The organism is Candidatus Margulisiibacteriota bacterium (assembly GCA_028715625.1).
In the GTDB taxonomy this organism is placed as follows: Bacteria; Margulisbacteria; Riflemargulisbacteria; order GWF2-35-9; family GWF2-35-9; genus JAQURL01.
This window is the reverse complement of the sequence record JAQURL010000009.1, coordinates 37,567-51,289: the sequence shown is the minus strand read 5'-3', so window position 1 is coordinate 51,289 and position 13,723 is coordinate 37,567. Positions and strand designations below refer to the sequence as shown.

General features: G+C 38.8%; 16 protein-coding genes. 15 read left to right on the top strand and 1 reads right to left on the bottom strand.

Annotated features, from left to right (window positions below):
* Positions 1-112 precede the first annotated feature (112 nt).
* The 3 genes from PHV30_02610 to PHV30_02600 all read left to right on the top strand — a co-directional run bounded on the left by PHV30_02610 (position 113) and on the right by PHV30_02600 (position 2,930).
* The gene (locus PHV30_02610) at positions 113-1,174 is read left to right on the top strand and encodes a hypothetical protein (protein MDD5455908.1); all 1,062 of its coding nucleotides are present in this window, start codon (positions 113-115) and stop codon (positions 1,172-1,174) included.
* Between the two features lie 218 nt (positions 1,175-1,392).
* Complete coding sequence (gene cmoA / locus PHV30_02605; protein ID MDD5455907.1) at positions 1,393-2,100, top strand: carboxy-S-adenosyl-L-methionine synthase CmoA; 708 nt, start codon at positions 1,393-1,395, stop codon at positions 2,098-2,100.
* Positions 2,100-2,930, top strand: coding sequence for a class I SAM-dependent methyltransferase (locus tag PHV30_02600; GenBank protein MDD5455906.1), 831 nt, complete (start codon positions 2,100-2,102; stop codon positions 2,928-2,930). Before cmoA ends, PHV30_02600 begins: the two co-directional genes overlap by 1 nt.
* 78 nt (positions 2,931-3,008) lie before the next feature.
* Here PHV30_02600 and PHV30_02595 read toward each other — a convergent pair whose 3' ends face one another.
* A complete protein-coding gene (locus tag PHV30_02595) occupies positions 3,009-3,635 on the bottom strand; it encodes a hypothetical protein (GenBank protein MDD5455905.1) in 627 nt (208 codons plus the stop codon).
* Between the two features lie 152 nt (positions 3,636-3,787).
* Between PHV30_02595 and PHV30_02590 the strand changes: the two genes are divergently transcribed.
* From PHV30_02590 to PHV30_02535, 12 genes are all read left to right on the top strand, one after another.
* The gene (locus PHV30_02590; GenBank protein ID MDD5455904.1) at positions 3,788-4,657 is read left to right on the top strand and encodes a hypothetical protein; all 870 of its coding nucleotides are present in this window, start codon (positions 3,788-3,790) and stop codon (positions 4,655-4,657) included.
* A 390-nt stretch (positions 4,658-5,047) separates the two neighbouring features.
* Positions 5,048-5,524: a flavodoxin gene (locus PHV30_02585; protein ID MDD5455903.1), complete on the top strand. Its 477-nt coding sequence runs from the start codon at positions 5,048-5,050 to the stop codon at positions 5,522-5,524.
* Positions 5,525-5,836: 312 nt separating this feature from the next.
* A complete protein-coding gene (locus PHV30_02580) occupies positions 5,837-6,112 on the top strand; it encodes a type II toxin-antitoxin system RelB/DinJ family antitoxin (protein MDD5455902.1) in 276 nt (91 codons plus the stop codon).
* A complete protein-coding gene (locus PHV30_02575) occupies positions 6,112-6,393 on the top strand; it encodes a type II toxin-antitoxin system YafQ family toxin (GenBank protein MDD5455901.1) in 282 nt (93 codons plus the stop codon). Before PHV30_02580 ends, PHV30_02575 begins: the two co-directional genes overlap by 1 nt.
* A 373-nt stretch (positions 6,394-6,766) precedes the next feature.
* A complete protein-coding gene (locus tag PHV30_02570; GenBank protein MDD5455900.1) occupies positions 6,767-7,915 on the top strand; it encodes an XRE family transcriptional regulator in 1,149 nt (382 codons plus the stop codon).
* A complete protein-coding gene (locus tag PHV30_02565) occupies positions 7,902-8,390 on the top strand; it encodes a DUF4411 family protein (GenBank protein ID MDD5455899.1) in 489 nt (162 codons plus the stop codon). The genes PHV30_02570 and PHV30_02565 overlap by 14 nt, the downstream gene beginning before the upstream one ends.
* Positions 8,391-8,886: 496 nt before the next feature.
* On the top strand, positions 8,887-9,585 hold the full coding sequence (locus PHV30_02560; GenBank protein ID MDD5455898.1) for a Bax inhibitor-1/YccA family protein: 699 nt from the start codon (positions 8,887-8,889) through the stop codon (positions 9,583-9,585).
* A gap of 143 nt (positions 9,586-9,728) precedes the next feature.
* Entirely contained in the window at positions 9,729-10,988 is a 1,260-nt protein-coding gene (gene leuC, locus PHV30_02555) for a 3-isopropylmalate dehydratase large subunit (protein MDD5455897.1), read from the top strand.
* 29 nt (positions 10,989-11,017) lie between these two features.
* A complete protein-coding gene (leuD, locus tag PHV30_02550; GenBank protein ID MDD5455896.1) occupies positions 11,018-11,509 on the top strand; it encodes a 3-isopropylmalate dehydratase small subunit in 492 nt (163 codons plus the stop codon).
* Positions 11,510-11,701: 192 nt separating this feature from the next.
* Positions 11,702-12,172 carry a cyclic nucleotide-binding domain-containing protein gene (locus PHV30_02545; protein ID MDD5455895.1) on the top strand — a complete coding sequence of 157 codons (471 nt, stop codon included), beginning with the start codon at positions 11,702-11,704 and terminating at the stop codon, positions 12,170-12,172.
* Positions 12,173-12,223: 51 nt separating this feature from the next.
* The gene (locus PHV30_02540) at positions 12,224-13,042 is read left to right on the top strand and encodes a MotA/TolQ/ExbB proton channel family protein (GenBank protein MDD5455894.1); all 819 of its coding nucleotides are present in this window, start codon (positions 12,224-12,226) and stop codon (positions 13,040-13,042) included.
* The gene (locus tag PHV30_02535) at positions 13,042-13,719 is read left to right on the top strand and encodes a flagellar motor protein MotB (GenBank protein MDD5455893.1); all 678 of its coding nucleotides are present in this window, start codon (positions 13,042-13,044) and stop codon (positions 13,717-13,719) included. The genes PHV30_02540 and PHV30_02535 overlap by 1 nt, the downstream gene beginning before the upstream one ends.
* Positions 13,720-13,723 lie beyond the last annotated feature (4 nt).

Here is a 13,723-nt window from a genome sequence, read left to right as displayed (position 1 = left end):
ACGCTTATCTGTAAATATATGTTAACGTAATAATTGTGTTTCTATTTTTTGCAACTAATAAAAATTGAGTTCGATAATTATAAGATTAAACTTTTCTGGAGTTATAACGCTAATGCAAACAAAACTCATATCCGTTGTTAATGAAATAAGAATTTCCATGCTGCTCAGGCGGGGGTTGGAAAGGCTGAAGCTGGGAGCCAACATTTTTACAGGACCTAATGCCAGAAAAATAATGGAAGAGTTTGTTGCGCTGGGACCGGATAAAACAAAATTGCTATTAAGCTGTATACAGTTTCCGGATACCTCAAGAAGTCTTTCCTTCCTTGCTTCGGGCAAACCTTTAATAGACAGGTCAAATCCTGAAGCTGAAGCGCGAACTTCAGCCATGGTTTCTATTCACAGTTGTCTGAGCAACTTGTCCGCGCAAGCCGGAAATATTATTGAGTATAAACTGGCGCGAGACTTTGAAAAGCTAGGTTTTAACGAAAATGTTCCGTTAAATGCTGCCCCCAACTTGAACCAGGATTTAATTTCTCCGCCCATAACAGAGGCAGAAGTATTAGCTGTTAATCAATCGGTAAACGCACCAATTGTTATCCCTGACTACTATCAAATTATTGTACCGGTAAAACCGGGCTTTGTAGATAAATTGCGGCCAATTATAGCAAGATGTAAAGTGTTTATCAAAGAAAATATGCCGTTTATAGACAGGTCCTTTTCTCCGGACACTACAAAATTTATTTTCAAAAAATTGACTTATGCTGACGAAAGACAATATTCCCCGGGCCGTGATATCAACAGGCCTCAACCAACGCCAAGCGAAATGCTGGACATGTTTATGAAAATATATAATGATGAACAATTGGCTGCTAAACTTGGCAAAAGCCTGCCACAACTACAAAAATATTTAAGGAACAAAAAAGCTGTTTATTACAGAGGCAGTTATTTCGGGGCGAATATGAAACCTATAGATGTTGGCAACAAAATCTCGATTCTCGGTCCGTCCTATGGAAATCATTCATCCTTTACAGCCAGAGGCCCGGTGATCATAATCGGCAATGGTTCCGGCAGTAAGGTTAAAAGTAAAAAATGGATCTATCTTTTAAATAGCAGAACTTATGGTTACACATTAGGCGCTAAATTTATTATCAATAATAACTCTGTAATTGATTGATAAAAATAAATTTCTAAGTCATTGCGAGCGAAGCGCGGCCCTCCCTCGCCCAAGGGCTTCGGCGGGCAGGCAATCCTCCTATTACTTTAGAGGATTGTTTACCAGCCCTAGCACTGCGACGGCTGGCCACGTCGCCAACGCTCCTCGCAATGACTATATTTTCAGACAGATGAGCAGGAACTTTACCCATAAGTTATTTTATGTTATAACCTTGAGCCATGAAACAGGACAAAATATACCGCAAGCCGCTGTCTGATATCCCGCCATTTTCCTTTAATCAGGAAGTCGCTGATGTGTTTGACGATATGATCAACCGATCCGTACCCTGCTATAAGGAACTGCAGTATTTGCTTGGCAAATTTGCTCTGAAATTTTATCAGGAAAAAACACAAATTTATGATCTTGGCTGTTCCACAGGTGAAACTTTGTACCGTATAGCATCACAGTCTCAGAAAAAAATGAAACTTACAGGAGTAGATTCCTCCGCGCAAATGCTGGCAAAAGCCGGGGTGAAATGCCGGAAATTTCCATTTATAAAATTTGTCGAAGCAGATCTCTTATCATTTGAGCCCGAACCCTGTTCGGTAATTATCATAACTTATGTATTACAGTTTATACCTCCGTCCAAAAGATTGAAACTTCTAAAAAAATTATTCGATTCTTTACTTCCCGGAGGCATAATACTGCTCAGTGAAAAAATTCTGGCCGACCATAATCAGCAGACATTTTTTAATCTTTATGCACAATTTAAGCTGGACAATAAATATACCGAACTGGAAATACGCCAGAAAAGAGAGGCATTGGAAAATGTACTAATAAGTTATACCATTAAGGAAAATATTGGTCTGCTGAAAAAAGCCGGATTTAAGACCGCTGAGCCTTTTTTTCAGTATCTTAATTTCTGCGCTATGCTGGCAGTAAAATAATGGACAAGGAATATATCGCTGCAAATTCTCATTTTTTAACACAAGACACCCGCGCCAAACGCTGGGCAGTTCCTTACACTTACGAAACAGTAAATGTCCGGGCAAAAATTTTACTGGACAATAACAAAAAATATATAAAAAACAAGCGCGTACTCGATCTGGGCTGCCACTTCGGCACTTTTGCTTATATAGCTTTGCAGTTGGGAGCCGGCTTTGTGCAAGGTGTGGATATTGAGCCAGTCTTACTGGAACAGGCCTGTGAATACTTTTCAGTATATAAAGTAAATAAAAGTAAATATGACTTTAAAGTCGGAAATATCATTGAATATCTGGAGACTCTGCCGGAAAAAAGTTTTGATACTGTCCTTTGTTTCGGCCTAATGTACTACATACCGGATAATTATCATCTGCTGTCATTATTAAAAAAAATAGCTAAAAAAGCCATAATTCTGGATACTTTTACTGCTTATTATTGCGCTGTGCAGGGCAAAGACAGCAAAGCTGTATTGAAATCTGTGACCGCGGATACTTTCAAACTGCCGCTTATGCTGCATAATCTTACCCAAACGGAAAAAAGTTCGTATGCACTGCCCGGAACAGTAACCAAAGGCAACAAACAACTCTCACTTCTATCCTGCCCTACCATAACTTTGCTGGAAACCTATTTCAAGTCACTTGGTTTTAACTATTCCGGAATAAGCTGGGACAAATATCTGGAAAATCCCGGACTAAACTGGCGGGTACTGAGCACCAATCAGGGCAAAAAAGAGTCGCACTGGACCGATGTCTATAGTAGCGAAATAAGGGTAAGCTACTTATTGGAAGTTTAGAGGATTGGAAGATTAGAAGTCTAGCTAAACCCTAAGTTCTTCTATTCTTCTTAATATCCTGAACACCGAACAAAAAGATTAAGCCGGAATAGTTATATTGTATTTCAATGCATTTTCTAAAAGCCACTGCAGATTGAATTCCGTATACATATCCTCTTTGTGATGCCCATCAATGGATTCCAGACCTTTTTTAAGTTCTTCCAGCAAACTTTTTGCGTCGCTCAAACTTACCACAACAGCGCCGCCTTCTTTGTATGTTGTCTTGGGAATCTGAATAACCAAACACCCGGAATCCTTAAGCAATATGAAATTTATTTGCCCTCTGGCGTAATAATGACGATCTACCCATTTCATCAAAGCTTCCACTTCTTCAATCGAGGCATCATCTCGGGTATTTGCCTTTTCGATCATATTCTGTAAATAGATCTCAGCCGCGTCTTCTTCGTGATGATGGCCGCCGGTAAAAGGTTCGATCTTATCTTTAAGTTCTTCTAACAAATTTTTTGCCGTACGAAGACTGACCAAAGCAGTACCACCTTCTCTATTACCGTTTTTATAAACTTCTATGGCCAGGTTTTTGGATTCTTTCAATAGGATAAAACTTATTCTGTCCTTAGTATAAAAATACCGGTTCGTCCAGTTCATTAATTTGTTCACTGCATCGAGCAGCATTTCGTCAGTCATGGCAATTATTTTGTTAAACATTTTTATCTCCTTAAATTTATTGATTTCTGTTTATCTATTTATCTATCGTTATGATTTTGAAAAAGTTGCATAAAAATTACCGATAGTGAAAATAAATTAGTGAAATAAATAAAACTCTCAATCGATAATTGGTTGATAGACAGGAGCATTATATGAAACTTTTAACAAAAATCATTTCAGTTACCGATAAGTTACAAATTTCCAAATTTTTACAGCAGGAACTTGATATGCTTGCCACAGGCCTTAATATTTTTACAGGTAATCACGCAAAAAAAGTATTGGGAGAACTTGTAGCGCTGGGGCCTGAAAAAACAAAATTATTGTTAAGCTGTTTAAAAACAACAGCTAAATCCAAAGACCTTTCATTTCTGGCTTTTGAAAAACCTTCAATAGACAAAACTTCTGCATTAAGGGAAGCCAAAACTTCAGCTATGGTCTCTATACACAGCTGCATCAGTAACCTGTCCTCATTGACGGGTGATATCATTCTGGAAAAACTGGCGCGCGATTTCGGGAAACTGGGATTCAGCGATAAAATAGATATAGAGATATTAGATAAGAAAAAAATAGACGATCTCAGGCTTAATCTGGCCAATACGGTCCGGGAGGCTTGTGCAGATTATCCCTCAAAATCTAATGCTATGTGGTATGTCTATATACAAGACAACTATATTAATAATGAACTTACAAAGATAAAGCAGTCTTTAATGAGCAGTCCAGCCTTAACTGACGGAAGTTCCATAAATGAAATAGAGATCATTAGAACAGTCAAAGGAGAAGTCTTAATTTTAACCAAGATTAAATTTGATAAAGATGAGACGGACCCTAATAAACTCAAAATAGCCAATGAATACGCCATGAGCGCAGCCAGAATGATAAAGGCGATCAATCCTCTGCTTAAAGTATCGGTGAGTGACAAATATACAAATTTGATAATCGGAGGCAATTACGATCATTTCGGCAGCAGTTTCAGCTTCTATTATGATGAGTGGTATGCCAGTACTATAGTTCTGGAACTGTAAAACATATCCAGTTCTTTTAAAAAGAATTCAAACTTTATACGAGAGGAACCGAGCTCATTGCCGCAGGTTCCTCTCGCTCTCTCTTCCTGGCTAGCACCTGTGCTTCTGCCTCTTAAATGGTGACGGCTCATTACACTGACGGGACAACTCGTCTTCCTGACTCGATGCCCCTGCAAAAACATCCTGTTTTTGCCACGCTTCATTTGCCGACCATTTTACGAGGCTTTTCGCAATGGTGCGTAAAAATGCGAATACAAAAAAAATTCTACGTTGTTCCAGCAATGCGCCTGGAAAAATGCAAAATTCTGGCATATATAAATAATGAGATATAAAACTTTAAGGTTTGGATATATTATAATATTGGAAATATCTATAATAAAAGGAGAAAAAATGAAAACATTAGTTGTTTATTATTCCAAAACAGGAACTACAAAAAAACTGGCTGAAAGGCTGGCCAAAGAGCTGAAAGCCGACATTGAAGGACTCATAGATAAAAAGAAAAGATCGGGAATAATGGGCTGGTTAATAGCCGGACGGGACGGAATGAAAAGGATAGCTACTGATATTGAGCCGATAAAAAACAAACCGGCGAATTACGACCTGGTGCTCATCGGCGGACCTCTATGGGGATTTACAGGAGTAGCTCCGGCCACCAGAACATATCTTTTGCAAAACAAAGATAAGATAAAAAAGGCTGCTTTCTTTATGACCAGAGGTGGCGGATCACCCAGTGATCCTGCCCTAAATGATCTGAAAAATGTTTATGGCAAAGCGGTTGCGGGGACATTGGATATCAAGCAAAGCAAAATCGACAGCCCAGAGACAGCTGAGCAGATCAAGGCTTTTGTGGGTGTTCTGACAAAATAACGAACCCCTCCGTCCGCCTACGAGGATAACTCATCCCCAGCCCTTCTCTTGCAAAGAGAAGGGAGCATACCTCCCCGTCATGCTGCGCATGCCACCCCTCCTTTTAAAGGAGGGGAAACTAAGGCTTTTGGAAAAGCATTAGGAATTCTTTTAAAAAAGATTCAAAACTCTATTCTCATTTCTTTGTCATTGCTACAAAGAAAAGAGAAAAAAGAAAATGCCGGTTGAATGAGAAAAATTACAAAAATAAAATGTTTACATGTACGCCATTTGGGGTACAATATAATATATAAAAGTTAAAGGAGAGCTATTATGACAAAAACAATAACACAAGCAAAATCGGCAAGGGTCAGTACCAGGATTGATCCCGAATTAAAATATGATACCGAAATAATTTTAAATGAGTTGGGCCTTACCCCATCTGAGGCCATCATATTGTTTTATAAACAAATATTGCTTAAAAAAGGTATCCCTTTTGAAATCAAATTGCCGGAAAAAACTCTAAAATCTATAATAAATATTGAAAAAGGTAAAAATCTTACGAAATACAAAAATAAGCAGGGAATGTACAAGAAACTAGGTATATAATGCTTGCACTTGTTGTTGAAAATACGTTCCAAAAAGATATTAAAAAACTAAAGAAAGCCGGCACCTATAACTTTAAAGAATTCGATAAAGTATTAGACTGCCTATTAAATAAAAAGTCATTGCCTGCTAAATATAAAAATCATAAGCTTTTAGGATATTACAATGGTTATTATGATTGTCATATCAAAGACAACTGGGTGCTATTGTATAAAATCGATACTAAACACAATCAATTAATTCTAGCCAGGACTGGAACGCATGCTGATGTGCTGGGAATGTAACTCATCCTGTCTATGCTAACCCCTCCGTCCGCCTATTCCGCCCAAAACGGATTCGGCGAGACACCTCCCCTTTTCAGGGGAGGAAACCGGGATTAAATTCTTTTAGGAAAAGAATCTTAAACCCGTCTGTCCTGACGGGCTTACGCTCCATTCGTTGACAATTCTACGGCTCTTTCGCAAGGCGCCCAGTTAAATGCGAGAAATTGATGAGTTTGAAGATATAAATTTAATAATGATATTTTTAACTTGTATTCAATACAAGATCAAATACCTAAATTCAGATAGCTATAGCATAAAAATATATCTAAATAAATCCGAACTATAAAAAATCATTAACAATTGTTATACTATATAATAATTTAAGGATTTCACAATGAATAAAAATCTTCCTGTTAATATAAATATTTTAAAATGGTCGAGAGAATCTATAGGACTAACAATAAAAGATGTTGCAAATATAATTAAAAAGGATATTCAATTAGTTGCAGCATGGGAAAATGGTGCTGAATCACCCACCTATTCACAACTTGAAAATCTTGCATATAATGTTTATAAAAGACCTGTTGCAGTTTTTTTCTTCCCAGAGATACCTGATGAAGATAATCCTAAAACTGACTTTCGAACTCTTCCCAGCACCATAGTTAACTCGCTACCACCAGAAATTATAAAACTTTACAGGAAGGCCAAAATTTTTCAATTAAATATTGAGGAACTTTATGAAGGAAATTCTTTAAATCAGAATAGAATTCTTGATAAATTCCATATTAGTGATGCTAAAAATATATCTAATTTTGTAGAAAATATTCGTGATTTTCTTGGGATTTCCTATGAGGAACAATTTTCGTGGCAATCTCACGATATAGCATTAAAAGAATGGAGAGAACTACTTGAAAGAAAAGGAATCTTTATTTTTAAAGATGCTTTTCATAATGAAGATTATTCTGGCTTTTGTTTATACGATAAACTTTACCCAATTATCTACATTAACAACAGCATGCCGTTTTCTCGTCAAATTTTCACTGTATTCCACGAACTTGCTCACCTTCTATTTCACAAGGGAGGGATAGATTTTAGAGAAAATAATCGATTAAATTTTATTGAAAATGAGTATGCTAATTATGAAACTGTCTGTAATAGATTCGCAAATGAGTTTCTAGTTCCTACCAAGGTATTTATCAATGAAAATTTAATCGTTTCAGAGAAAAATATAAGTATATTAGCCCAAAAATATAGTGTGAGTAGAGAAGTAATATTAAGAAATTTTCTGGATTTAAAACTCATAGACAATTCTTTTTATAAAAAAATGACAATGAAATGGATTGATGACCTTAAACTAATTAACCAGAAAAAAACACCTGGTGGTAATTATTATTACACCAATATAAGTTATTTAGGTGAAAACTATATTAACCTTGCATTTAGTAAGTACTACCAAAACAAAATAAGTATAGAAAACTTATCGGAATATTTAAATACTAAAGTAAAAAATATTGAAAGTTTCGAACATTATGTCTATAACTAACAGTATTTATGTATTTGATACATGTACATTATCTAATATTTTTAATCATTACTACTCTGCCAGATTCCCCACATTTTGGGCGAAATTTGACTTAATGTTGAAAACTAAGAGGATAACATCTGTAAGAGAAGTAAAAAATGAACTTGCTTTAATGAATCATATCGTTATGTTGGATGATTGGTTGAAAACAAATAAAGATTCCTTTCCTGCACCTACACCAGATGAGCTATCTTTTATAACAAAAATTTATTCGGTAAAACATTTCCAACAAAATCTTGAAAGAAAAAAATTGCTTCACGGTGGCCCTTTTGCAGATCCCTTTGTCATTGCAAGAGCAAAATCCATTAATGGTACTGTAGTTACTGAAGAAAAGAATAAAAAAAATGGAAGAAATATTCCTAACATTTGTGAACATTTTAAAATCCCTTGTATTAATTTTGAAGATTTTTTACGTAGAGAGAATTGGACATTTTAAGTTCTATATATCAAGTAAATATAACTTAAATTAACTGTTATCCAAATTAATTTTCAGCGATTCCCCCTGCACCGTTGCGAAAGCATCGTAAAATAGCCGACGAATGAAGCGTGGCAAAAACAGGAAGTTTTTGCAGGGTCACTGAGTCAGGAAGACGAGTTGACCCGTCAGCGGAATGAGACATTGCCATTTGAGAGGCTGAAGTATAGGTGCTAGCCAGGAAGAGAGCGAGAGGAACCTGCGGCAATGAGCTCGGTTCCTCTCGCATAAATTTGTGTTCTTTTTTAAAAAGAACTCCTTGATTTTCTCATTCAAAAAAAATCAATATCTGCTATAATTAAATTTACGTTTCTGTAGGCGCAGTTGCGAAATGATGATTTCAAGGAAATGAGGAAACGAGCGACGCAGTCGTATTAAGACATACGTCGAGGAGCGAGAGACGAAATTGACACAGAAAGCGCATTTTGCAACAAGCCAAAAATAAGGAGGAAAATATATGGTCAACAAATCCAACACTCAAGTGGCCACACTTGAACAAAAATTCTTCAACCGCGTATACAGCTGGATGACATTCGCTTTGATTCTCACCGGCGTTACCGCCCTTTATGTGACTGCCTCTCCCGGCATGCAGGCACTGGTGCTGGGTAACCCGATAATACTCTTCGGGCTGATTATACTGGAGCTGATTGCTGTAGCCAGTCTGGCAGGAGCCATCAATAAAATGTCCCTGGCAACAGCGACTTATGTTTTTGTAGGGTATTCAGTCCTAAACGGGTTGACCCTTTCGGGAATTTTTATGCTATATACCGGAGCGTCTATTGCTCTGGCTTTTTTTATTACAGCAGCTACTTTTGGAGTTATGACCGTCTATGGCTACACCACTAAGTCCGACCTGACCCAAATGGGCAAGCTAATGTTTATGGGACTTATCGGTATTATCATTGCTTCTCTGGTAAACATTTTCCTGCGCAGCCCGATGATGGACTGGATCATTTCTTATGTGGGCGTGGCAGTATTTATAGGGCTAACGGCATATGACACACAGAAAATTAAAGCCATGCTCAGCACCGTGGGCAACGATGAAGTGGCTTACCAGAAGTATTCCATTCTGGGCGCGCTTACGCTCTATCTGGACTTTATTAACCTGTTTATTATGATCCTCCGGATCGTAGGCAACAGGAATAGGGATTATTAACGCCTCACCCTGTCGCTAACGCGACATCCCTCTCCACCTGTGGAGAGGGAAAAACCTTTTAACCTTTCTCCGCTTGCGGAGAGAGGTGTCCGAAGGACGGAGAGAGGCGAGAAATGAATAGGGAATTAGGAGGAGTTGAAAAAATGGGGCAGACAATAACGCAAAAAATTTTAGCGGCACACGCAGGGAAAAAAACAGTTGCACCCGGAGAACTGATACAGGCTAAAGTTGATATAGTTCTAGGCAATGATATCACAGCACCGGTAGCAATTAAAGAATTTCGCAAAATCGGAGTAGACAAGGTTTTTGCTAAAGATCGTATTGCCTTGATACCTGACCATTTCGCGCCTAACAAAGATATCAAATCTGCCGAACAGGTGAAAATCCTCAGGGATTTTGCCCGGGAAATGGGCATTGTACATTTTTATGATGTCGGCGAAATGGGCGTGGAACACGCTCTGTTGCCCGAAAAAGGCATTGTAGGCCCCGGAGACCTGATCATCGGCGCTGACTCGCATACCTGCACTTATGGAGCACTTGGTGCTTTTTCCACTGGCGTAGGCAGTACGGATATGGCTGCGGCTATGGCCACCGGAGAAGCCTGGTTCAAAGTACCGGAAAGTATACTCTTTAATATAACCGGTAAAAAGAAAAAATGGATCACCGGCAAAGACTTGATCCTTTATATTATCGGGAAAATCGGCGTGGATGGAGCCCTGTACCAATCCATGGAATTCAGCGGCGAAGGGCTCAAGCAGCTGAGCATGGATGACCGCTTCACCATAGCCAATATGGCTATTGAAGCCGGGGCAAAAAACGGAATTTTCCCTGTTGACTATGTTACCCTGGGTTACGTAAGCGGCAGGACTTTGAGGCCGTATCAGGTATATGCCAGCGACCCTGACGCTCTGTATATAAAAAGTTATGAAATTAATATGGATGACATTGAACTGCAGGTTGCTTTTCCACATTTACCGGAAAACTCCAAAAATGTATCGGAAGCTGCCGATGTAAAAATAGATCAGGTAGTGATCGGCTCCTGTACCAATGGCCGCATAGAGGATTTGAGGATCGCGGCCGCGATTATGAAAGGCAAGAAAGTATCCAGGGATCTTCGCTGTATAGTGATCCCTGCCACACAGCTTATTTACAAACAAGCCTTAAAAGAAGGTCTGCTGGAGATATTTATTGATGCAAACGCCGCTGTTTCAACACCCACTTGCGGACCTTGTCTGGGAGGACACATGGGGATTCTGGCCAAAGGTGAAAAAGCGCTGGCCACTACCAACCGTAATTTTGTAGGCCGCATGGGAGACGCCGGAAGTGAAGTTTATCTGGCCGGACCTGCTGTAGCCGCAGCATCAGCTATTACCGGATATATTACAGACCCTGGTAAAATTTAATCCCGTTTCGGGAATATGGAGGAATAAATATGTTACTTAAAGGAAGTGCCTGGAAATTTGGTGACCATATAGATACTGATGTTATTATACCGGCCCGCTATCTGACCACTTCCGACCCTATGGAGCTGGCCAGATATTGCATGATAGACGCTGATAAAAACTTTGTACAAAAAATCAAAGCCGGGGATATTATGGTGGCCGGAGTTAATTTCGGCTGCGGTTCCAGCCGGGAACACGCTCCCATTGCCATTAAAGCCGCGGGAATAAGCGCGGTTATTGCCGAAACCTTTGCCCGCATATTTTACCGTAATGCCATAAATATCGGCCTACCTATTCTGGAAAGCCCTGAAGCTTCCGAAAAAATCAAGGAAGGCGACAAACTGGAAATAGACATTGCCAAAGGGGAAATAAAAAATCTGACCAGAAACGAAACTTACAAGGCTGCACCTTTCCCGGAATTTATGCAGGAACTTATCACAGCCGGTGGGCTTATTGAATACACTAAAAAGCCGAGCAAATAAAAACTTAACGTGGAGCGCGCGTCACCCTGAGCTTCGCCAGCTATGCGACTGGCGAATGGACGAAGGGTGAGCATCAAGTTTAGGTCATACTTCGTCAAGCTCAGTATGACAATTTCTCATTCACCATAAAACACCATACAAGTCGGGCTTTTTATTGACATTAAATTTACTATTTGTTGTAATAATATTGTAATGAATATCGAGCAGATACAGCAACAAATTCCTTTATATAATATATTTGAAGGACTTACCCCCCAAGACATTTGTGATGTGGCCAATATCATCCAATATAAGACATTCAGGGAACATGATGAAATAATCACTGAAGGTGATGAGCAAAACAAGGACCTGTATCTGATAGTCTCCGGAACAGTGGTAGCCAAAATTTCAACACAAAAGGAAGACAGCGCCAACATTAATGTAATGGGCAAGGGTCAGATTTTCGGAGAACTTTCGCTTTTAACTGATGTTAAGAGGTCTGCAACCATTGAAGCCACTTCAGTGGTGGAAATTTTCTGTCTGTCCAGGGAAAAACTTGAAAATGTGGCTGCTCATAATAATCATGTGGGTCTTATCATTTACAAAAATATAGCCAAAATCCTGGCGGATCGTATCAGAAATACCAACAAGTTACTAAAACACACCATTCTGTGGGGATGGTGAGCTGCCCCGCGGGCAAGTAGCTTGATGAACTAGAATATTTGGGGGAAGAGCATGGCGACTCAGAGCGGTTACGCAAACAGACAGTATTCCCGTGATTTTTTTACATTACTGGGTATTTTTTCCGGCTTTACTCTTCTTTTTTATGCAATCAACAACGGTGGAGGGATAGGTCAATTTTTAGACCTCAACTCTTTTCTCATTACTTTCGGCGGGACAATAGCCGCAACTTGTATAAGTTTTCCTCTTCATCAGGTAATCAAAGTTTTTAGTGTCTTTCTCAAAATTTTCAGTAAACGTGTGCGAAGCCTGGAAGAAATAATTGAAGCAATTGTTAAACTGTCATTTAAAGCAAAGCAGGGTGGCAACCTGGGACTGGGCAAAGAAGAAAACAAAATCGGCGATCAATTTTTAAAACGAGGTGTTTCAATGGTTGTAGACGGCCTGGAAGCGGAAATGATCGATGACCTGCTAAGCGCTGAAATTGAGGCACAAAAAGAACGTCATCTCGCAGGACAGCAAATATTTAATACAATGGCTAATTTCGCTCCGGCTTTCGGGCTCATTGGGACTATCATTGGACTGGTACAGATGCTTACAAGGCTCTCTGATCCGAAGTCTATAGGGCCGGCAATGGCTCTGGCTTTAATAACCACTTTTTATGGAGCGATAATGGCTAACCTGATTTTCTTACCTATAGTGGAAAAATTACGTACACGCATGAATGAAGAGCTCATGCTTATGAATGTTATTAAAGAAGGAATTATTGCTTTGAGACAAAATATAAGCGCACGTATTATAGAATCGAAACTTAATTCTTACCTGCCGATAAAAAACAGAGTTTCAATAAAATTTAATGAAGCTGAAAAATAATGAAAGCGTATAAAAATAAAAAAGTATCCATTCCTGTTCCCGTAGATCCCGGCGCTCCAAGATGGTCATTAATGTTCGGCGATCTGTTGTCTCAAATTCTGGTTTTTTTTGTTTTACTTTTCTCCATATCCAATACAAATATTGTTAAATACCAGCAATCCATTAAATCCATGCAGGAAACATTGCTCAGCAAAACCCAGCTGGCAAAACTGGCTAAAAATGATATCGAAAAATTGATGGATATAAAAAAAGAACTGGACAGTAATATTAAAAAATCTGATTACAGTTCGTCAATTTCTACTGATTTTGATAATAATGGTATTCGTATTATTATTAACGATTCACTTTTTTTTGACAGCGGGGACAGCGAATTATTATCATCTGCGGTTCCTGCCCTGAATACAATAATTAATGCCATCAATAAATCTTCTTACCCGGTTCTTGTTGAAGGACATACAGATAATATACCCATTGTAACGGACAAATATCCATCAAACTGGGAGCTTTCCACTGGCCGGGCCTGCAGTGTGGTCAAATATTTTATTGATACCGGTCATCTGGATCCTAAACGGCTGGTTGCTACAGGCTACGCGGATAATCGTCCTGTAGCCCAAAATATTTCAGAAGAAAACCGGGCCAAAAACCGGCGTGTAGAAATTAAAATATTGGAAAAATAAGGGA